General features: G+C 64.9%; 20 protein-coding genes. 3 read left to right on the top strand and 17 right to left on the bottom strand.

Translation table 11 applies throughout. The features are described 5' to 3' along the window. Positions 1 to 36: 36 nt before the first annotated feature. Positions 37 to 1224 carry a PA0069 family radical SAM protein gene (locus tag ACN8ZM_RS05490; RefSeq protein ID WP_420210727.1) on the bottom strand — a complete coding sequence of 396 codons (1188 nt, stop codon included), beginning with the start codon at positions 1222 to 1224 and terminating at the stop codon, positions 37 to 39. 90 nt (positions 1225 to 1314) lie between these two features. Next, positions 1315 to 1803 carry an Lrp/AsnC ligand binding domain-containing protein gene (locus ACN8ZM_RS05485; protein ID WP_011351353.1) on the bottom strand — a complete coding sequence of 163 codons (489 nt, stop codon included), beginning with the start codon at positions 1801 to 1803 and terminating at the stop codon, positions 1315 to 1317. Between the two features lie 145 nt (positions 1804 to 1948). On the opposite strand from ACN8ZM_RS05485, the gene ACN8ZM_RS05480 reads away from it, so the two are divergent. Further along, positions 1949 to 3235, top strand: coding sequence for a D-amino acid dehydrogenase (locus tag ACN8ZM_RS05480; protein WP_043181884.1), 1287 nt, complete (start codon positions 1949 to 1951; stop codon positions 3233 to 3235). Positions 3236 to 3508: 273 nt separating this feature from the next. On the opposite strand, the gene ACN8ZM_RS05475 is transcribed toward ACN8ZM_RS05480, so the two are convergent. The 5 genes from ACN8ZM_RS05475 to ACN8ZM_RS05455 form a co-directional block, all read right to left on the bottom strand. Then, on the bottom strand, positions 3509 to 4444 hold the full coding sequence (locus ACN8ZM_RS05475) for an electron transfer flavoprotein subunit alpha/FixB family protein (RefSeq protein ID WP_043181882.1): 936 nt from the start codon (positions 4442 to 4444) through the stop codon (positions 3509 to 3511). A 16-nt stretch (positions 4445 to 4460) separates the two neighbouring features. Continuing rightward, complete coding sequence (locus ACN8ZM_RS05470; protein ID WP_175023135.1) at positions 4461 to 5210, bottom strand: electron transfer flavoprotein subunit beta/FixA family protein; 750 nt, start codon at positions 5208 to 5210, stop codon at positions 4461 to 4463. A 228-nt stretch (positions 5211 to 5438) separates the two neighbouring features. Continuing rightward, complete coding sequence (locus tag ACN8ZM_RS05465; protein WP_043181879.1) at positions 5439 to 6233, bottom strand: MetQ/NlpA family ABC transporter substrate-binding protein; 795 nt, start codon at positions 6231 to 6233, stop codon at positions 5439 to 5441. Positions 6234 to 6262: 29 nt separating this feature from the next. Next, positions 6263 to 6916 carry a methionine ABC transporter permease gene (locus tag ACN8ZM_RS05460; protein WP_043181878.1) on the bottom strand — a complete coding sequence of 218 codons (654 nt, stop codon included), beginning with the start codon at positions 6914 to 6916 and terminating at the stop codon, positions 6263 to 6265. Then, positions 6906 to 7940: a methionine ABC transporter ATP-binding protein gene (locus tag ACN8ZM_RS05455; RefSeq protein ID WP_089439505.1), complete on the bottom strand. Its 1035-nt coding sequence runs from the start codon at positions 7938 to 7940 to the stop codon at positions 6906 to 6908. Before ACN8ZM_RS05455 ends, ACN8ZM_RS05460 begins: the two co-directional genes overlap by 11 nt. Positions 7941 to 8157: 217 nt before the next feature. Between ACN8ZM_RS05455 and ACN8ZM_RS05450 the strand changes: the two genes are divergently transcribed. Continuing rightward, positions 8158 to 9078 carry a lysophospholipase gene (locus ACN8ZM_RS05450; protein ID WP_420210726.1) on the top strand — a complete coding sequence of 307 codons (921 nt, stop codon included), beginning with the start codon at positions 8158 to 8160 and terminating at the stop codon, positions 9076 to 9078. A 25-nt stretch (positions 9079 to 9103) separates the two neighbouring features. Here the strand turns inward: ACN8ZM_RS05450 and ACN8ZM_RS05445 are convergent, their stop codons facing one another. Next, the gene (locus ACN8ZM_RS05445) at positions 9104 to 10027 is read right to left on the bottom strand and encodes a histone deacetylase family protein (protein ID WP_043181873.1); all 924 of its coding nucleotides are present in this window, start codon (positions 10025 to 10027) and stop codon (positions 9104 to 9106) included. A gap of 43 nt (positions 10028 to 10070) precedes the next feature. Between ACN8ZM_RS05445 and mltB the strand changes: the two genes are divergently transcribed. Further along, on the top strand, positions 10071 to 11402 hold the full coding sequence (mltB, locus tag ACN8ZM_RS05440) for a lytic murein transglycosylase B (protein ID WP_420210725.1): 1332 nt from the start codon (positions 10071 to 10073) through the stop codon (positions 11400 to 11402). 78 nt (positions 11403 to 11480) lie between these two features. Here mltB and cysM read toward each other — a convergent pair whose 3' ends face one another. The 9 genes from cysM to rpsA form a co-directional block, all read right to left on the bottom strand. Further along, on the bottom strand, positions 11481 to 12383 hold the full coding sequence (cysM, locus tag ACN8ZM_RS05435) for a cysteine synthase CysM (RefSeq protein WP_011351342.1): 903 nt from the start codon (positions 12381 to 12383) through the stop codon (positions 11481 to 11483). A 214-nt stretch (positions 12384 to 12597) separates the two neighbouring features. Then, the gene (locus ACN8ZM_RS05430; protein ID WP_043181868.1) at positions 12598 to 12942 is read right to left on the bottom strand and encodes a ComEA family DNA-binding protein; all 345 of its coding nucleotides are present in this window, start codon (positions 12940 to 12942) and stop codon (positions 12598 to 12600) included. A 73-nt stretch (positions 12943 to 13015) separates the two neighbouring features. Further along, positions 13016 to 14008: an ADP-glyceromanno-heptose 6-epimerase gene (gene rfaD, locus ACN8ZM_RS05425; protein ID WP_043181867.1), complete on the bottom strand. Its 993-nt coding sequence runs from the start codon at positions 14006 to 14008 to the stop codon at positions 13016 to 13018. A 63-nt stretch (positions 14009 to 14071) separates the two neighbouring features. Next, positions 14072 to 15022, bottom strand: coding sequence for a D-glycero-beta-D-manno-heptose-7-phosphate kinase (gene rfaE1 / locus ACN8ZM_RS05420; protein ID WP_051889794.1), 951 nt, complete (start codon positions 15020 to 15022; stop codon positions 14072 to 14074). Between the two features lie 7 nt (positions 15023 to 15029). Next, positions 15030 to 16430, bottom strand: a complete 1401-nt coding sequence (locus ACN8ZM_RS05415) for a UDP-glucose dehydrogenase family protein (RefSeq protein WP_043181865.1) — start codon at positions 16428 to 16430, stop codon at positions 15030 to 15032. Positions 16431 to 16520: 90 nt separating this feature from the next. After that, positions 16521 to 17693, bottom strand: a complete 1173-nt coding sequence (lapB, locus tag ACN8ZM_RS05410) for a lipopolysaccharide assembly protein LapB (protein ID WP_089450132.1) — start codon at positions 17691 to 17693, stop codon at positions 16521 to 16523. A gap of 53 nt (positions 17694 to 17746) precedes the next feature. Continuing rightward, positions 17747 to 18040 (bottom strand): lipopolysaccharide assembly protein LapA domain-containing protein, encoded by a 294-nt coding sequence (locus ACN8ZM_RS05405; RefSeq protein ID WP_043181862.1) that lies wholly within the window; start codon positions 18038 to 18040, stop codon positions 17747 to 17749. Between the two features lie 210 nt (positions 18041 to 18250). Next, the gene (locus ACN8ZM_RS05400) at positions 18251 to 18574 is read right to left on the bottom strand and encodes an integration host factor subunit beta (RefSeq protein WP_006486894.1); all 324 of its coding nucleotides are present in this window, start codon (positions 18572 to 18574) and stop codon (positions 18251 to 18253) included. A gap of 22 nt (positions 18575 to 18596) precedes the next feature. Next, positions 18597 to 20309 (bottom strand): 30S ribosomal protein S1, encoded by a 1713-nt coding sequence (rpsA, locus tag ACN8ZM_RS05395; protein ID WP_043183090.1) that lies wholly within the window; start codon positions 20307 to 20309, stop codon positions 18597 to 18599. Between the last annotated feature and the right edge of the window lie 98 nt (positions 20310 to 20407).

The following is a 20407-nucleotide window of genomic DNA, read 5'->3' as shown; positions in this document are numbered from 1 at the left end:
GCTCCACCGGCACCCCGCGCCGGCTTGGCGCACCGGTCAGAACAGGTTCAATTGCATGTCGTCGCGCGACTGCGTCGACCGCGTGCCGGCCGAACGAACCGCAACGTGCGGCACCGGCGCCGCGGCAACCGGCGCACCGCGAAACTGCGACAGATCGAGAATGCCGTTCGTGCGCTCGTTCAGCCCGAGCCGCTTGACGGCCTGGCGGAAGCGCTGCCGCAGCAGGTCGGCCCAGATCCCCTCGCCCTTCATCCGTTTCGAGAAATCCGAGTCGTAGTCTTTCCCGCCGCGCATGTCGCGCACGCGGTTCATCACGCGCTCCGCACGGTCGGGAAAATGCGCGGCAAGCCAGTTCTTGAACAGCGGCGCGACTTCCCACGGCAGCCTCAGGATGATGTAGCTCGCATACGTTGCGCCGGCCTCCGCGCACGCCTCGAGCACGCGCTCCATGTCGGGCTCGGTGACGAACGGAATCATCGGGGCAATGCTCACGCCGACCGGCACGCCCGCCTCGCTCAGCGCACGGATCGTACGTAACCGTCGTGCCGGCGTTGCCGCGCGCGGCTCGAGCGTGCGCGCGAGGTCGGCATCGAGCGTCGTGATCGTGACCGCCGCCATCACCTGCCCGCGTTCGGCCATCGGCGCGAGCAGGTCGAGATCACGCTCGATCAGCGACGACTTCGTGATCGCGGCGAACGGCAACCCGCGATCGTGCATCACCTGGATCACGCTGCGCGTGATGCGCAGGTCGCGCTCGACCGGCTGATAGGCGTCGGTGTTGACGCCGAGCGCGATCGGCTCCGGCACGTAGCGCTTGCGCGAAATCTCGCGCTCGAGCAGTTCGGCTGCATTGACCTTCGCATAGATGCGGCTTTCGAAATCGAGCCCCGGCGACAGGCCGAGATAACTGTGCGTCGGCCGCGCGAAGCAGTAGATGCAGCCATGCTCGCAGCCGCGATACGGATTGAGCGACACGCTGAATGGGATGTCGGGCGACTGGTTGTGCGTCAGGATGCTCTTCGCGCGCTCCTCGAATACCTGCGTGCGCAACGGCGCGGGAAAATCGGTATCGTCCGACTCGTGCGTCCAGCCGTCGTCGACCGCTTCGCGCTGCGCGATCTCGTATCGCCCCTGCAGGTTGTCGACCGCGCCGCGCCCCTTGCGGGGCACGGGCGGCGCTACCGGAAATTCGTTGTCGGATCGATCGTCCATGTGCCCACCCATTTACCTGCGCCCAATACTGTACATTTATACAGTATTGGGCGCAGCATGCCAAGGGCGGGATAAAGGGCTCGACGGCCTGCGGCAGGCGCGTCAGTCGCCCACCGCGATCGTCAGCGTCTCCTTGATTTCTTCCATCACGACATAGCTCTTCGACTGCACGGCGCCGGGCAACTGCAGCAGGATGTCGCCGAGCAGCTTCCGGTAGTCGGCCATCTCGCCGATCCGCGCCTTGATCAGGTAGTCGAAATCGCCGGACACGAGATGGCATTCCAGCACCTCGTCGATCTTCATCACTTCCCGGCGGAATTGCTCGAACATGTTGCCGCCCTTGTGGCCGAGCGTGATCTCGACGAACACCAGCAGCGCGGCATCGAGCTGGTGCGGATCGACACGCGCGTGATAGCCGGTGATCACACCGTCGCGCTCCATGCGCCGCACACGCTCGATGCACGGCGTGACGGTCAGTCCGACCTGTTCCGCGAGGTCTTTCATCGCCATCCGGCCGTCGTCCTGGAGCAGTTTCAGGATGCGCCGGTCGAGCTTGTCGAGCGAGCGTACGGGCTGACGTTGCGTTCTCATTTGTTTATGCTGAAAACCTGAAAAATACGATAACAAAACCTACACATTCGACAATACCATAGCGAAAAAAACTAGATCAGCTAGAGGTTACACGGAGACGCAGGTGCGCCCGGCCTCGATCTGGTCCCTTCCATCTGGAGCAGCTATGCGAGTCGTCATTCTGGGCAGCGGTGTGGTGGGCGTGGCAAGCGCGTATTACCTCGCGCGCGCCGGTCATGAAGTCACGGTGATCGACCGGGAGGCCGGCCCGGCACTCGAGACGAGCTTCGCGAACGCAGGCCAGATCTCCCCTGGCTATGCCGCGCCGTGGGCCGCGCCCGGCGTGCCGCTGAAGGCCGTCAAGTGGATGTTCGAAAAGCACGCGCCGCTCGCAATCCGCCTCGACGGCACGCGCTTCCAGCTCCAGTGGATGTACCAGATGCTGCGCAACTGCACGGCCGAGCGCTATGCAGTCAACAAGGGCCGCATGGTCCGCCTCGCCGAATACAGCCGCGACTGCCTGCAGGCGCTGCGCGCCGATACCGGTATCCAGTACGAAGGCCGCACGGGCGGCACGCTGCAGCTGTTCCGCACGCAGCAGCAACTCGACGGTGCGGCGAAGGACATCGCCGTCCTGCAGGAAGCGAACGTGCCGTTCGAACTGCTGTCGCCGGCCGATCTGAAGCAAGCCGAACCGGCACTCGCCGCCGTCTCGCACAAGCTGACGGGCGGCCTGCGCCTGCCGGGTGACGAAACGGGCGACTGCCAGCTGTTCACGACGCGCCTCGCAGCGCTCGCGGAATCGCTCGGCGTGAAGTTCCGCTACAACACGCCGATCGATGCGCTCGCGATCGCGGGCGGCAAGATCGCCGGCGTGCAGTGCGGCAGCGAGACGGTGCGCGCGGACGCGTACGTCGTCGCGCTCGGTTCGTACTCGACCAGCTTCATCTCGAACCTGATGAAGATCCCCGTCTATCCGCTGAAGGGCTATTCGATCACCGCGCCGATCGTCAACGCAGCAGCCGCGCCCGTGTCGACCGTGCTCGACGAGACCTACAAGATCGCGATCACGCGTTTCGACCAGCGCATCCGCGTCGGTGGCATGGCGGAAATCGTCGGCTTCGACAAAAATCTGCGCGCCGCGCGCCGTGAAACGCTCGAGATGTGCGTGAACGACCTGTTCCCGGGTGGTGGCGACACGTCGAAGGCAACGTTCTGGACGGGCCTGCGCCCGATGACGCCGGACGGCACGCCGATCGTCGGCCGTACGCCGGTGTCGAACCTGTTCCTGAACACCGGCCACGGCACGCTCGGCTGGACGATGTCGTGCGGCTCGGGCCAGCTGCTCGCAGACCTGATCTCGGGCAAGATGCCCGCGATCCAGGCCGACGACCTGTCGGTGCATCGCTACCTGAAGGACGTGGCCGGCCAGACGCGCCCGGCATACGCATAAGCCGACGCCGCCCGCAGCCATGCGGGCCAGCCGGCATCGAAAAAAAGGCGCCCCCAGGGGCGCCTTTTTCATTTCATCGAACCGTCGGCCGATCAGAACTGATCTTCCGTCAACGCGAGCACGCCCTCGCTGCCCTTCGTGCCGACAACAGCATGTCCTTGACGGGGGCGTGATAGCTCATGGTGCGTCGCCTCTCTCTTCAGTCGATGGCGAAAAAAAAGGGGCGCTCGTCGCGCCCCTCTTCTCGTGTGCTTACCGAAGCATCACACTGCGTCAGCCGAGCTCGGCCACGAGTTCCGGCACGAGCGCGAACAGATCGCCGACGAGGCCGTAATCGGCCACGCTGAAGATCGGTGCTTCCGGATCCTTGTTGATCGCGACGATCACCTTCGAATCCTTCATGCCCGCCAGGTGCTGAATCGCACCCGAGATGCCGACTGCGATGTACAGCTGCGGTGCGACGATCTTGCCGGTCTGGCCGACCTGATAGTCGTTCGGCACGTAGCCCGCGTCGACTGCCGCGCGCGATGCGCCCAGGGCTGCCGACAGCTTGTCTGCCAGCGGCTCCAGCACCTTCGTGTAGTTTTCGCCGCTGCCCAGACCGCGGCCACCCGACACGATGATCTTCGCGCTGGTGAGTTCCGGACGGTCCAGCTTCGTCACTTCACGGCTCACGAATTGCGACTTGCCGGCGTCGGCTGCCGCTTCGATCTTCTCGACCGACGCGCTGCCGCCCTCCGCTGCCACCGGATCGAAGCCCGTCGCACGCACCGTGATCACCTTGATCGGGTCGCTCGACTGCACCGTCGCGATCGCGTTGCCCGCGTAGATCGGGCGCTCGAACGTGTCGGCCGAATCGACCGCCGTGATGTCCGAGATCTGCGCGACGTCCAGCTTCGCGGCGATACGCGGCGCGATGTTCTTGCCGTAGGCCGTCGCCGGCGCGAGGATGTGCGAGTAGTCCTTCGCGATGTTCAGCGCGGTCGCTTCGACGTTTTCCGCGAGGCCCGCTTCGAGTTGCGGCGCGTCGGCCAGGAGTACCTTCGACACCCCTGCGATCTTCGCTGCTGCGTCCGCTGCCGCTTGCGCGTTGTGCCCCGCGACCAGCACGTGGATGTCGCCGCCGATCTTCGCCGCCGCCGCCACCGTGTTCAGCGTCGCGGCCTTGATCGACGCGTTGTCGTGTTCTGCAATCACCAGAATCGTCATTTCTTTCCGCTCCCTCTTACAGCACCTTGGCTTCGGTCTTCAGCTTCTCGACCAGCGTCTTCACATCCGGCACCTTCACGCCGGCTGCGCGCTTCGGCGGCTCGACCACCTTCAGCGTCTTCAGACGCGGCGCGACGTCCACGCCCAGGTCTTCCGGCTTCACGGTCTCCAGCGGCTTCTTCTTCGCCTTCATGATGTTCGGCAGCGTCACGTAGCGCGGCTCGTTCAGGCGCAGGTCGGTGGTGATCACCGCCGGCAGCGTCAGCGACAGCGTTTCCGCGCCGCCGTCGACTTCGCGTGCCACCGTTGCCTTACCGTCGGCCACCGTGACCTTCGACGCGAACGTCGCTTGCGGCAGGCCAGCCAGCGCAGCCAGCATCTGGCCCGTCTGGTTCGAATCGTCGTCGATCGCCTGCTTGCCGAGGATCACCAGTTGCGGCTGCTCCTTGTCGACCAGCGCCTTCAGGATCTTCGCGACGGCCAGCGGCTCGACGCTGTCGGTCGATTCGACCAGGATCGCGCGATCCGCGCCGATCGCCAGCGCCGTACGCAGCGTTTCCTGCGCTTGCGCGACGCCCACCGACACGGCGATCACTTCGGTCGCCACGCCCGCTTCCTTCAGGCGCACCGCTTCTTCAACCGCGATTTCGTCGAACGGGTTCATCGACATCTTCACGTTCGCAATGTCGACACCCGTGTTGTCCGACTTCACGCGGACCTTCACGTTGTAATCGACCACTCTTTTCACTGGCACCAGGATTTTCATGCACACGCTCCAAAGTTACGAATACGACCAGAGGCCATTCTATAGCGAGGCCTCATGACTGCGCGGCCAAGCGGACCCAACCTTCGTGGTTGTCGAGGATACCGCTTCTTGGCGACGCGCCAATGATAGCGAACGGTCGTTCTATTTTAAAAGAGAAAAAACCCGGACGCAAAGCCCGGGTTTTCGATCATCGACTCTAATCTCGCCGGGCGCCCGTTGCTTCGCCCGTTACCAGGCGGCAATGACCGCTCCGCCGAACTTGCCTTCGATGAACTGCTTCACATCGGCCGAATGATAGGCCGCGACCAGTTTCGCGACCCACGGCTTGTTCCGGTCCGCCTCGCGGATCGCCAGGATGTTCGCGTACGGGCCATTCGGCCCTTCGATCGCGATCGCGTCCTGTTTCGGTTTCAACCCCGCTTCCATCGCGTAGTTGGTGTTGATCGCGGCCGCGTCGACGTCGCCGAGCGAGCGCGGAATCTGCGCCGCATCGAGTTCGACGATCTTCAGCTTGCGCGGATTGTCGACGATATCGAGCGGCGTCGCCTTCAGCCCCGCGTCCGCGCGCAGCTTCAGCAGGCCCTGCTTTTGCAGCAACAGCAGCGCACGGCCGCCGTTGGTCGGATCGTTCGGGACCGCGATACGCGCGCCCGGCTTCAGTTCGGCCAGCGATTTCACGCGCTTCGAATAGATGCCCATCGGGAACGTGACGGTATCCGCGACCTTGATCAGCTTGTAGCCGCGGTCCTTCACCTGCGCCTGCAGATACGGATCGTGCTGGTAGCTGTTCGCATCGAGGTCGCCCGACGCAAGCGCGGCGTTCGGCTGCACGTAATCGGAGAATTCGACGATGCGGATCTCGAGGCCGCTCTTCGCCGCGACCTTCTTCACCGCTTCCATGATCTGCGCGTGCGGGCCGCCCGTCACACCCACCTTGATGGTTTCGGCCTGTGCGTGCGCGCCCGCGAACAGCGCGGCCGCGCCCAGTGCCACCGCGAATTTCAGCATGAAGCGTCGTTGCATCGAGTGTCTCCTGACCGATCGGTCTTGTTTTACTTGTGGCTCAGCCGGCGGACGAGCCAGTCGCCGAACGACTGCACGATCTGCACGAACACGATCAGGATCGCGACCACCGTCCACATCACTTCGGGCAGATAGCGCTGGTAGCCGTAGCGGATCCCGAGATCGCCGAGGCCGCCGCCACCGATCGCGCCCGCCATCGCCGAATAGCCGACCAGCGACACGAACGTGATCGTCAGGCCCGCGACGACGCCCGGCAGCGATTCGGGCAGCAGCACCTTGAAGACGATCTGCGACGTGGTCGCGCCCATCGATTGCGCGGCCTCGATCAGCCCGCGGTCGACTTCGCGCAACGCCGTCTCGACGAGACGCGCGATGAACGGCGCGGCCGCGAGCGTCAGCGGCACGACCGCCGCGGCCGTGCCGATCGACGAACCCGTGATGAGCCGCGTAAACGGAATCACCGCGACCAGCAGGATGATGAACGGCGTCGAGCGGACGGCATTCACGATGCCGCCGAGCACACGATTCACAGCGAGGTTCTGCAGCACGCCCTGGCGATCGGTCAGGTAGAGCAGCACGCCGAGCGGCAGGCCGACGAGCGCGCCAACCACCCCGGAGATGCCGACCATGATCAGCGTCTCCCAGAACGACTGCACGAACATATCGAACATCTCACTCAACATACGAAAGCTCCTCTACCACCACACCTTGCTCGCGCAGGAACGCGAGTGCCTGCCCGACCTTGCCCGGCTCGCCGCCCGCGAGCACCGCGAGCGAACCGAATGCCTGCCCCTGGATCTCGTCGATCTGGCCGTGCAGGATGTTGAAATCGAGTTCGTACCGGCGGATCGTCTCCGACAGGATCGGCTGGTCGACCCCCGAGCCCGTGAACGCGAGCCGCAGCAGATGCCCGCTGCCCGTCTTCAGCCGCTCGGCCACACGTGCCTTCAGCGCGGGCGGCAGCTCCTGTGCGATCACGTCGCCGATCAGCGCGCGCGTCACTTCGTGATGCGGCTGCAGGAACACGTCGATCACGCGGCCTTCCTCGACCACACGCCCCGCATCGAGCACCGCGACGCGATCACATACCTGCTTGATCACTTCCATCTGGTGCGTGATCAGCACGATCGTCAGGCCGAGCTCACGGTTGATGCGCTTCAGCAGGTCGAGGATCGAGCGCGTGGTCTCGGGATCGAGCGCGGAGGTCGCTTCGTCCGACAGCAGCACCTTCGGCTGGCTCGCGAGCGCGCGTGCGATACCGACGCGCTGCTTCTGCCCGCCGCTGATCTGCGACGGATAGCGATCCTTCTGCGCGGACAGCCCGACGAGGTCGAGCAGCGGCAGCACGGCGGCCTCGATCTCGGCACGGCTTGCGCCGGCCAGCTCGAGCGGCAGTGCGACGTTGTCGAACACCGTGCGCGACGACAGCAGGTTGAAGTGCTGGAAGATCATGCCGATCTCGCGGCGCGCCTCGCGCAGCGCGCCAGCCGGCAGCAGCGTGAGATCGCGCCCGCCGACGACGACATTGCCTTCGGTCGGCCGCGTGAGCAGGTTGATGGTGCGCACGAGCGTGCTCTTGCCTGCGCCGCTTCGGCCGATGATGCCGAACACCTCGCCCTGCGGGATCGTCAGGTTGATGTTGCGCAGCGCCTCGACCCAGCCGCCCGGCCCGGGAAATCGCTGCGAAAGATTGCGTAATTCGATCATGTAAACAAAACGGCGGCCGGCCGGCGAGTTGGCCCGCCAGTCGGCCGCCGATGCATCTGGAATAACCGTCGATTTTACCGCAAACCCCTCATTCCCCTTAATAATCGATTTCGATCTTTTCATAACTACACGAAATTAGAGGGGCGCCGCTGGCCCGCCGCAGGAATGCCGCGACTATGATCCCGGAACACATGCCAACGAACAGGGGACACGCCAGATGACCGCCACCACCACGCCGGCCGCCGCACCCGCCACCGCCGGACCGGCGCCTTCGGCGTCGCCCGCGCCGACCATGGGCCGGCTGCGTACCGCGGACGGGCTCGAACTGGCGTCGTACCGCTGGCCGGCCGGCGACGGCACCACGCCGCCGCGCGCGACGATCGCGCTCGTGCACGGCCTTGCCGAACACGCGGGCCGCTATGCCGCGCTTGCCAGTCGGTTGAACGCGGCCGGCATCGACGTGCTCGCGATCGATCTGCGCGGGCACGGCCAGTCGCCCGGCAAGCGCGCGTGGGTCGAGCGCTTCGACGGCTACCTGAACGATGCGGATGCGCTGATCGCTGAAGCGGCGCGCGGCAATTCGCCGCTGTTCCTGATGGGGCACAGCATGGGCGGCGCGGTCGCGGCGCTGTACGCGATCGAACGCGCGCCGGCACGCGGTCACGCGCTGACGGGCCTCGTGCTGTCGAGCCCGGCGCTCGCGCCGGGGCGCGACGTGCCACGCTGGATGCTCGCGGTGAGCCGCGTCATCAGTCGCGTCTGGCCGACCTTCCCCGCGATCAAGATCGATGCAGCGCTGCTGTCGCGCGACCCGGCCATCGTCGCGGCCAACCGCGCCGATCCGCTCGTGCATCACGGCGCGGTGCCCGCGCGCACCGGCGCGGAAATTCTCGACGCGATGGCGCGCATCGAAAGCGGCCGCGGTGGGCTGCGCGTTCCGGTGCTCGTCTATCACGGCACCGAGGACAAGCTGACCGAGCCCGACGGCAGCCGCGCGTTCGGCGCACGCGTCGGCTCGCCCGATCGTACGCTGACGCTATACGAAGGCGGCTTTCACGAAACGATGAATGATCTCGAACGCGACCGCGTGATCGACGCGCTGATCGCGTGGATTCACGCGCGCGTGCCGGCGCGCTGAGCGCGCCCGGCCGGTCGCTCGATCATCAGATGCCGGCCAGCACGCGCAGGTGTGCGACGACGCTGCGCCCGAGCGCGGACAGGTTGTAGCCGCCTTCGAGGCAGCTCACGATACGGCCCTGTGCATGCCGGCGCGCCACGTCGACGATCTGCGCGGTCAGCCATTCGAAGTCGGCTTCGACGAGGCCGAGGTTGCCGATGTCGTCCTCGCGATGCGCATCGAAACCCGCCGACACGAACAGCATCTGCGGCTTGAACGCATCGAGGCGCGGCAGCCAGAACATGTCGACGGCCTCGCGGATCGCCATCCCGTTGCTGCGCGCGGGCATCGGCAGGTTGACCATGTTCGGCGCCTGGTGATCGACGCCCGAGAACGGGTACAGCGGATGCTGGAAGAAGCTGCACATCAGCACCCGCTCGTCGTTCGCGAATGCGGCCTCGGTACCGTTGCCGTGATGCACGTCGAAATCGATGATCGCGACACGCTCGAGACCGTGTACGTCGAGTGCGTGCCGCGCGGCAATCGCGACGTTGTTGAAGAAGCAGAAACCCATCGCGCGCGCAGGCTCCGCATGGTGGCCCGGCGGACGCACGCCGCAGAACGCATTGGCATAGCGGCCTTCGATCACCGCGTCGGTCGCCGCGATCGCCGCGCCGGCCGCGCGCAGCGCAGCGCGCCACGTATCGCGGTTCATCAGCGTATCGGGATCGACCTCGACGTAGCCATCGACGGGCGTCATGCTCCGGATGTAGTCGATGTGCGCCTGTGTGTGCACCCGGCCCAGCGCCACCTCGCTTGCGAACGGTGCGGTTTCGTGCACGATCAGGTCGTCGATGCGGCTCGCGATCAGTTGATCCTGGATCGCCGACAGGCGAGCCGGACATTCCGGATGCCATTCCCCCATCTCGTGCAGCATGCAGTCGGGGTGCGTATAGAAAGCGGTTGCCATAAGCTGTCATCCGCGGCGCACGATGCGCCGCAGGTCTCCATCAATGATGTCCATCGTCTGCCGCGAATTCGCCGCTAACTTACCACAATGGGGGCCCGCCACGCCCCGGCACGCCGGATCCGTCGGGTATACTGCGCCGAACCCAATCGCCCTGTCCGCCCGCTTCGACATGAATTCCAGCAAGCCTGCCGCCCTTCTCTCCGCGCTGTTCCGTGTTCGCGTCCCGCTCGTTGCGGCCGCCGTGGTCGCGGCCCTCGGCGCCGCGCCCGCCGGCGCGCAGACGCAACCCGCGAAGTCCGCGGGCAAGCTCGTCGCACAGGCCCAGCCGCAGCAAGGCCAGACCTTCGAAGAGGAAATCGTTCCGCAGCGTTACGCGAACAACGCGAAGGTCGACGCGTTCATCGACGAGATGGTGAGCCGCAATGGCTTCGACTCCACCAGCCTGCACGCGCTGTTCTCGCGCATCAGCTATTCGGCGACGGCCGTCAAGCTCGTGAGGCCGGCCCCGTCGCCGACGGTCAAGAACTGGCGCGTTTATCGCTCGCGCTTCATCGAGCCGATCCGCATCAATGCGGGCGTGAAATTCTGGAAGGCGAACCAGGCAACACTGCAGCGCGCGTCCGAGCAATTCGGCGTGCCGCCCGAGGTGATCGTCGGCATCATCGGCGTCGAGACGATCTACGGCCGCTACATGGGCAATTTCCGCGTGCTCGACGCGCTGACGACGCTCACGTTCGACTATCCGGACACGCCGAACCGCGACAGCCGCCAGGCGACGTTCCGCAAGAACCTCGAGGATTTCCTGGTCTGGACGCGCGACAACCAGCTCGACCCGACCACCGTGCTCGGCTCGTATACGGGCGCGATCGGGATTCCGCAGTTCCTGCCGAGCAGCATCCGCGAATATGCGGTCGACTTCGACGGCACGGGCCATGTCGATCTGCGCAGCAGTCCTGTCGATGCGATCGGCAGCGTCGCGAACTACCTGAAGCAGCACGGCTGGGAAACCGATCGCCCGGTGGTCTGGCAGATCACGCCCGATACGGGCAGCCTGGGGATCGCACAGGCCGCCGCGGACGGCCAGCCCGAACCGCACTGGGCGCTGTCGCAACTGCTGCGCGCGGGCATGACGCTGAACGAGCCGACGGTCAACATCACGACCGAAGCCGGTACGCCCGTGACGGTCGTCGACCTGCCGTCGCCGGGCCGCGCGACCGAGTACATGCTCGGGCTCAAGAATTTCTATGTGCTGACGCGCTACAACCGCAGCTTCTTCTACGCGCTCACCGTGTACCAGCTTGGCGAGGCCGTGAAGGCACAGATGGAAGCGAGCGGCGCACTTCCGCCGAGCGCCACCGAAACGCAGTCGCAGTAAGCACCGCCTGCCCAAAGAAAAAGCGCCGCACAAGCGGCGCTTTTTTTATGCACGTGCCCTGCGCACGCTTGCCCGCGTTCAGGCGGGAAACACACCCGTGGACAGGTAGCGGTCGCCGCGATCGCAGACGATGAACACGATCGTCGCATTCTCGACCTGACGCGCGATGCGCATCGCGACTTCGCATGCGCCACCGGACGAAATGCCCGCGAAGATGCCTTCGACCGACGCGAGCCGGCGCGCCATCGTTTCCGCCGCGGCCTGGCTCACGTTCTCGACGCGGTCGACGCGGCTGCGATCGAAAATGGTCGGCATGTACGCTTCCGGCCACTTGCGGATGCCCGGAATGCGCGAACCGTCTTCCGGCTGCGCCCCGACGATCTCGATCGCCGGATTCTGTTCCTTCAGATAGTGCGACGTGCCCATGATCGTGCCCGTCGTGCCCATGGCCGACACGAAGTGCGTGATGCGCCCTTCGGTATCGCGCCAGATTTCCGGGCCCGTCGCTTCGTAGTGCGCGATCGGATTGTCGGGGTTCGCGAACTGGTCGAGGATCACGCCCTTGCCTTCGCGTTGCATCTGGTCCGCGAGATCACGCGCCAGCTCCATCCCGCCCTTCACCGGCGTCAGGATGATTTCGGCACCGTAGGCGGCCATGCTCTGGCGGCGCTCGACCGACAGATCCTCCGGCATGATCAGCACCATCTTGTAGCCGCGGATCGCCGCAGCCATCGCGAGTGCGATACCCGTGTTGCCGCTCGTCGCCTCGATCAGCGTATCGCCCGGCTTGATGCGCCCGCGCGCCTCGGCCTTGCTGATCATCGACAGTGCCGGACGATCCTTCACGGAGCCGGCCGGATTGTTGCCTTCGAGCTTCGCGAGCACCACGTTGTTGCGCGCGCGAATCTCGTCGTCCGGCAAGCGGACCAGTTGGACGAGCGGCGTATTGCCGATCGTGTCTTCGATAGTTTTGTAAGCCATGGATATACCGTGAGTACGAGGCCGATCAATCAATCGATTGTAAACCAGCGCCGCTGCGCGCGCCGGCAACCCCATTGCGACGATGGAATACGCCTGCCGCGCAATGCGTGGCCGCCGTGTACGCCGTGCCCACGCAAAAAACCCGCGGCATGCCGCGGGAAGCCGTCGCAACGACGGCGACTGAAGGAGCTCGTTGTCGACTTCGCGCGACGTGTTACTTCTGCGCGGTGCGGGCGGGCGCAGCCGCGGGCTTGCCGGCCGCCGGCTTGCCCGCGGCCGGCAGCGCGGCACCGGTGCCGGCCGCCCCTATCGTCAGGCCTTCCTGCTGAAGCCGCTCGACGGTATGGCCGCCCATGCCTTTCACGCGTGAGGCGAGATCGTCCGCATTCCTGAACGGACCGCGTGCGCCGCGTTCGTCGAGAATCGCCTTTGCCCGTGCCGGGCCGATGCCCTTGATGCCGACGAGCGCATCCTCGTTCGCGGTGTTGACATCGACGGCCGCCCAGGCCGATGCGATCGTGCCGAGCATTGCCGCTGCGACCAACCATTTCCTGATCATGTACTGGATCTCCGATGAATACGGCCGGCGGCTGCCGACCGTGGGACCCAGTCTATCGATGCAACGCTTCCGCTTAAACCTGGCCGGATAGCCAACGCACGTAGCGGTCGACACCTTCCTGCACGGTCAGGAACGGCGCGTCGTAACCGGCCGTGCGCAGCTTCGTCTGGTCGGCCTGCGTGAAGCACTGGTACTTGCCGCGCAACGCATCGGGGAACGGCACGTATTCGATCAGCCCCTGCTCGACCTGCTGCGCGAGCGTCAGCGGCGGCAGGTTGTCGAGCGCGCGCAACGTATTCACGACCGACGACGCGATATCGTTGAACGGCTGCGCGCGGCCGGTGCCGAGGTTGAAGATGCCCGACTTCTCCGGATGATCGAAGAAGAACAGGTTCACCTTCGTCACGTCCTCGACCGACACGAAGTCGCGCGTCTGCTCGCCCGGCGCATAGCCGTTGTACTCGCCGAACAGCTTCACCTTGCCTTCCGCGCGGAACTGGTTGAAGTTGTGGAACGCAACCGACGCCATGCGCCCCTTGTGCGTCTCGCGCGGGCCGTACACGTTGAAATAGCGGAAACCGGCAATCTGGCTCTTCGCGCTCGGCAGCACGCGACGGATTACCTGGTCGAACAGGAACTTCGAATAGCCGTAGACGTTCAGCGGCGCCTCGACGTCACGCTCCTCGACGAAACGCGTCGAGCCGCCGTAGATCGCCGCCGACGACGCATACAGGAACTGCGTGCCCTGTGCGAGGCAGGTGTCGAGCACCGCGCGGCTGTAGCGGAAGTTGTTGTCCATCATGTAGCGGCCGTCGGTTTCCATCGTGTCCGAACAGGCGCCTTCGTGGAACACCGCGCGTACCTTGCCGAAATCGCCGCGAGCGAAACGCTCGACGAATTCCGTCTTGTCCAGATAGTCGTCGATCTCGCAATCGACGAGATTCCGGAACTTGTCCGCGCGCGTCAGGTTGTCGACGGCGATGATGCGCGTCTCGCCGCGCGCGTTGAGCGCGTTGACGATGTTCGCGCCGATAAAACCGGCTGCGCCGGTGACGATGAGGGTCATGATCGTCCTGCCTGAAAAGTGCGAGCGATGCGTGCGGCGCGCTTGTCGCGCCACGGCATGCGCTCAGTGAAACAGTTCGTCGTAGTCCACCGTGGCCGTGCCGAGCTTGCCGACCACGATGCCTGCCGCGCGATTCGCGAGCACGACGGCGTCGACGAGCGGCACGCCTGCGCCGAGCATCGTCGCGACGGTCGCGATCACGGTATCGCCCGCGCCCGACACGTCGAACACCTCGCGCGCGAGCGCCGGGGCGTGCAGTTCACCGGTGGCGGAAAAGAGCGTCATGCCCTCTTCCGAACGCGTGAGCAGCAGCGCGTCGATGTCGAGTTCCGCGCGCAGCTTCGCGACGCGCGCGCGCAGATCGTCTTCCGATTTCCACTGCCCGACCACCTCGCGCAATTCCGCGCGATTCGGCGTGATCAGCGACGCGCCGCGATAGCGTGCCCAGTCGTCGCCCTTCGGATCGACGAGGACGGACTTGCCGGCCGCACGCGCCTTCTCGATCATCGTCGTGACGTGCGTCAGGCCGCCTTTCGCGTAATCCGACATCAGCACGACGTCGTGCTGCGGCAGCAGCGAATCGAAGCGCGCAAGCCCTGCGAGCAGCACCTCGTGCGTCGGCATCGCCTCGAAGTCGACGCGCAGCAGTTGCTGCTGGCGCGCGAGCACGCGCAGCTTGATCGTGGTCGGCAACGCCGGGTCGCGCTCGAGATGCGGCGTCACGCCGCTGCTGGCGAGCAGCTCGACGATCCGTTCACCGGGCTCGTCGCAACCGACGACACACAGCAAGCCGGCCTGGCCGCCGAGCGTCACGGCGTTGCGCGCGACGTTGGCCGCACCGCCGAGCCGCTCTTCCTGACGCTGCACGTGCACGACCGGCACCGGCGCTTCAGGCGAAATGCGATCGACGTTGCCGAACCAGTAACGATCGAGCATCACGTCGCCGACGACAAGCACGCGCGAGCGCGCGATCTGCGCACGCGGCACCGGAACGACTTCGCGGAGAGTATTCATCGCGCGGTCAGCCACGGGAAGACGACTGGGGATCGACATACGGCCGGCCGATCGCGTAGTAGTCGATGCCCAGCTCGGCCATCGCGTCCGGCTCGTACAGGTTGCGCCCGTCGAAGATCACCGGCACCTTCAGTTCAGCCTTCAGGCGCGTGAAGTCGGGGCTCCGGAATTCTTTCCATTCGGTCACGATCACGAGCGCATCCGCGCCCTTCACGGCGACGTCCTGAGTGTCGACGAGATGCAGCCGCGCCAGCGCGCTCGCGTCATGGCCGAAATCCAGCGCGAACACGCGCCGCGCTTCCTCGATCGCGACCGGATCGTAGGCACGCACGGTCGCACCGCGTGCGAGCAGCGCGGCGATCAGGCGGCGGCTCGGCGCCTCGCGCATGTCGTCGGTGTTCGGCTTGAACGCCAGGCCCCACACTGCGAACTCGCGGCCGGTCAGGTCGGCACCGAAGCGCTGCTCGATCTTGCCGATCAGCACGTCCTTCTGCGCATGGTTGGCCGCCTCGACGGCCTCCAGGATGCGCAGCGGCTGGCCGTTCTCGCCGGCTGTGCGAATCAGCGCCTGGACGTCCTTCGGGAAGCACGAGCCGCCGTAGCCGACGCCGGCGTACAGGAAGTGATAGCCGATGCGCGGATCGGAGCCGATCCCGCGGCGCACGGCCTCGATGTCGGCGCCGACCTTGTCGGCGAGATTCGACATCTCGTTCATGAACGAGATACGCGTCGCAAGCATCGCGTTCGCTGCGTATTTTGCGAATTCGGCCGAACGCACGTCCATGTAGATCGTGCGCTCATGGTTGCGGTTGAACGGCGCGTAGAGCTTCTTCATCTTCTCGCGCGCGATCGTGCCCGTCTCGTCGTCGTCGACGCCGATGATGATGCGGTCAGGACGCATGAAGTCTTCGACCGCAGCGCCTTCTTTCAGGAACTCCGGGTTCGACACGACCGAGAAGCGGTGTGCGACGCTGCCCGCCAGCCCGCGGGCGGCAAGCGCCTCGTCGACCACGCCGCGCACGCGCTGCGCGGTGCCGACCGGCACCGTCGACTTGTCGACGATCACCTTGAAGCCCGTCATGTGGCGGCCGATGTTGCGCGCGGCTTCGAGCACGTACTGCAGGTCGGCCGAACCGTCCTCGTCGGGCGGCGTGCCGACCGCGATGAACTGGATCTCGCCGTGCGCGACGCTCGCCTCGATGTCGGTCGAGAAGCGCAGGCGCCCGGCCGCGCGGTTGCGCGCGATGATGTCCAGCAGCCCCGGTTCGTGAATCGGCATCCCGCCGTTGTTCAGGATGTCGATCTTGCGCGGATCGACGTCGAGACAGAAGACGTCGTGACCGATCTCCGCCAGGCAGGCGCCCGTGACGAGACCGACGTAGCCGGTGCCGATGATGGTGATTTTCATAGATGTTCCGGTACTTCCCGGTGATTGACTAACTTGGCCGCCGGGACGAGCCCGGCGACAACCGCAGCGCGTTGGCTCGGCGTGCCGGGATCAGCCCGGCATCGCTGGTTCGACGCGGCGCGGCGCATAGGTTTCCCAGCCGCTGCATCCGGGACACTGCCAATAGAAAAGCCGTGCCCGGAAACCACAATTCTGGCACGTATACCGTGGCAGATTCTTCGTGCGCTGCTTGATCAGCGCACGCATCATTTCAAGTTCCTTACGACGCGGTTCGTCGGCCGCCGCGATTTGCGCATCGAGCAGATGCAGCATCCCCGACAGGTTCGGCGACTTCTCCATCTGCGTGCGCGCGAGCGTGTGCGCCGCGTCCTGGCCACGCAACCCCGCGATGTGCTGGTACGCGATGTCGAGCAGGTCGTTCGACGGATAGCGATCGATATACCCCATCAGCAGCTCGGCGCCTTCGGCGTTCTTGCCGAGCGCGACATACGCCTTCATCAGCTTGTCGGCGACGAGCGGCAGATACGCCGGATTCTGCGCTTCGACGCGCTTCCAGTGCTCGATCGCGGCCGCGTGGTTACCCTCCGCTTCCGCCGCGTCGCCGGACAGGACCGTCGCGCGAACGTTCTGCGGGTTCACGGCCAGCGCCAGGCGCAGCTGTTCAGCGGCCGCTGCCGCGTTCTTGCGTTGCAGCGCGTCCTGCGCGAGTTCGCAGTGAAACTGGGCGATTTCGACGCCAAGCGGCTTGTCGCTCATCGACTCGATGCGCTTCGCCGTATCGATCGACTTGTTCCAGTCCTTCTCGATCTCGTAGATCGTCAGCAGCGCCCGCTGCGCGCCGAGCGCGTAATCGCCGTCGGCGAGCTTGTGGAACGCCTCCTCGGCACGATCGAGCAGGCCGGCTTTCAGGAAATCCTGGCCAAGCTCGTACAACGCGTGGTCGCGCTCGTTGACCGGCAGGTCCGTGCGGCTCAACAGGTTCTGATGCACCCGGATCGCGCGGTCGGTTTCGCCGCGGCGGCGAAACAGGTTGCCGAGCGCGAAGTGCAGCTCGACCGTCTCGGGGTCGAGCTTGGCGACCTCGATGAACGCGTCGATCGCCTTGTCGGGTTGTTCGTTCAACAGAAAATTCAGGCCGCGAAAATACGATCGCGGCAGGTTGGCACTCTCCGACAGGAGATTCTTCAGGTCATAGCGTGACGCCGCCCAACCGAGCGCGAACGCGACCGGAATCGCGAGCAACCACCAGAAATCCAGATCCATGCGAAATATCGAAGCAGAGACGAAAACCGCGCGATGATCGCGCGGCGTCCGTGTTAAATGACGGGCGGCATCGGCGGCTGGTCGATGACGGCCGGCGTTTCGCGCGCCGCGCGCAGATCGCGCTTCAGGCGCCCGTTCTCGAGACGCAGGCGGAAGATCGACGGCAGCGCGGACAGCAAGCCGGCCAGCAGCCCCACGCCGAAGAACGCCAGGCCGAGCAGGATCAGCGGCGCTTGCCATGAAAAGCCGGCAACGAAATTCAGCGTCGCGGTTTGCGTATTGGCCAGCGCAAGCACCAGCAGCAGTACGAACACCAATACCCGGATCAGCCAGACGATAAACTTCATGAAGCCCTCTCTTTGTTGAGGTTTGCCGCGGCGCGCGACTCCCCTTCGTCGCACCGAATCGACCCGTATTGTAAAGGAAGCGTTTCCGCGGCTGCGCACATCCTGCGCTCACCCGTTACGCCGCCCGCGCCGGAAATGAAAAAAGCGCCCGCAAGGGGCGCTTTTCTTTTCAGCCTTCGCCGGATAGGTTCCGGGCAAACCGGATGACGCTCAACGCTCGTCGTCCGGATCGTCAGCCTTCAGCGGCTCACCGGCACGGCCGTCGACGCGTTCACGCAATTCCTTGCCAGGCTTGAAGTGCGGCACGAACTTCTCGGGCACCTGCACTTTCTCCCCCGACTTCGGGTTGCGTCCGACGCGCGCCGGGCGACGGTTGAGGCCAAAGCTGCCGAAACCCCGAATTTCGATACGATGCCCTTTCGCCAGGGCGTCAGACATCGCATCGAGCATCGTTTTCACCGCGAAATCCGCATCCTTGAGGACAAGTTGCGGAAATCGCGATGCCAGCTGCGCGACCAACTCGGATTTGGTCATACTTCAGCAGACCTCGTGAGGCTTACTGGTTCTGGCCGTCGAGCTTCGCCTTCAGCAGCGCGCCGAGGTTGGTCGTACCGGTCGCAGCCGAGCTGGAGTCCGACTGCAGGCCGCGGATCGCTTCCTGTTGCTCAGCCGAATCCTTCGCCTTGATCGACAGGTTGATGCCGCGCGACTTGCGATCGATGTTGATCACCATCGCGTTGACCTTGTCGCCTTCCTTCAGCACGTTGCGTGCATCTTCGACGCGATCCTGCGAGATTTCCGACGCGCGCAGGTAGCCTTCGATGTCGCCCGTCAGCGTGACGACCGCACCCTTCGCATCGACCGTCTTCACGACGCCGTCGACGATCGAGCCCTTGTCGTTCATTGCAACGTAGTTGCTGAACGGGTCGCCTTCGAGCTGCTTGATGCCGAGCGAAATACGCTCCTTCTCGACGTCGATACCGAGCACGATTGCTTCGACTTCGTCACCCTTCTTGTACTTGCGAACAGCTTCTTCGCCAGCTTCGCTCCACGACAGGTCCGACAGGTGGACCAGGCCGTCGATGCCGCCCGGCAGACCGATGAACACGCCGAAGTCGGTGATCGACTTGATTGCGCCCGTGATCTTGTCGCCCTTCTTGAAGTTGCGGCTGAAGTCATCCCACGGGTTCGGCTTGCACTGCTTCATGCCGAGGCTGATACGACGACGGTCTTCGTCGATCTCGAGGACCATGACTTCGACTTCGTCGCCCAGCTGGACAACCTTCGACGGAGCAACGTTCTTGTTGGTCCAGTCCATTTCCGACACGTGGACGAGGCCTTCGATGCCCGATTCCACTTCGACGAATGCGCCGTAGTCGGTGATGTTCGTGACCTTGCCGAACAGGCGCGTGCCCGACGGGTAACGGCGCGAGATGCCTTCCCACGGATCGTCGCCCAGTTGCTTGATGCCCAGCGAGACGCGGTTCTTCTCTTGGTCGAACTTGAGGATCTTCGCGGTGACTTCCTGGCCAACCGACAGGACTTCGCTCGGGTGACGCACACGACGCCATGCGATGTCGGTGATGTGCAGCAGGCCGTCGATGCCGCCGAGGTCGACGAACGCGCCGTAGTCGGTGATGTTCTTGACCACGCCGTTGACGATCGCGCCTTCCTTCAGCGTCTCGAGCAGCTTCGCGCGCTCTTCGCCTTGGGTTGCTTCGATCACTGCACGACGCGACAGCACGACGTTGTTACGCTTGCGATCGAGCTTGATCACGCGGAACTCGAGCGTCTTGCCTTCGTACGGGGTCGTGTCCTTGACCGGACGCGTGTCGACCAGCGAACCCGGCAGGAACGCGCGGATGCCGTTGACCATCACGGTCATGCCGCCCTTCACCTTGCCGGTGATCGTGCCGGTGACGAGTTCGTTGTTGTCGAGAGCCTTTTCCAGCGACAGCCACGATGCAAGGCGCTTCGCCTTGTCGCGCGACAGGATCGTGTCGCCGTAGCCGTTTTCGAGTGCGTCGATCGCGACGGACACGAAATCGCCCGACTGCACCTCAACCTCGCCCTGATCGTTCAGGAATTCCTCGATCGGAATGTAAGCCTCGGACTTCAGGCCTGCATTGACGACCACGAAGTTGTGGTCGACGCGCACGACTTCGGCGGAAATCACTTCGCCGGCGCGCATGTCTTGGCGGGTCAGCGACTCTTCGAACAGAGCCGCGAAAGATTCAGTATTCGGGGTAGAGGTTTGCAGGTCGGACATAAAAATCTGATTGTGCATGGATCGCTGTGCCACGCCGGCCGGAATGGCAGGCTGAAAGGGCCAGATCGAGGTCCACACGGGGTTAAGGGTTCGAAACA

Source organism: Burkholderia aenigmatica (assembly GCF_048627025.1).
Classification (GTDB): domain Bacteria; phylum Pseudomonadota; class Gammaproteobacteria; order Burkholderiales; family Burkholderiaceae; genus Burkholderia; species Burkholderia aenigmatica.
The sequence above is the reverse complement of the archived record's forward strand: the minus strand, read 5'-3'. Positions and strand labels throughout refer to the sequence as shown.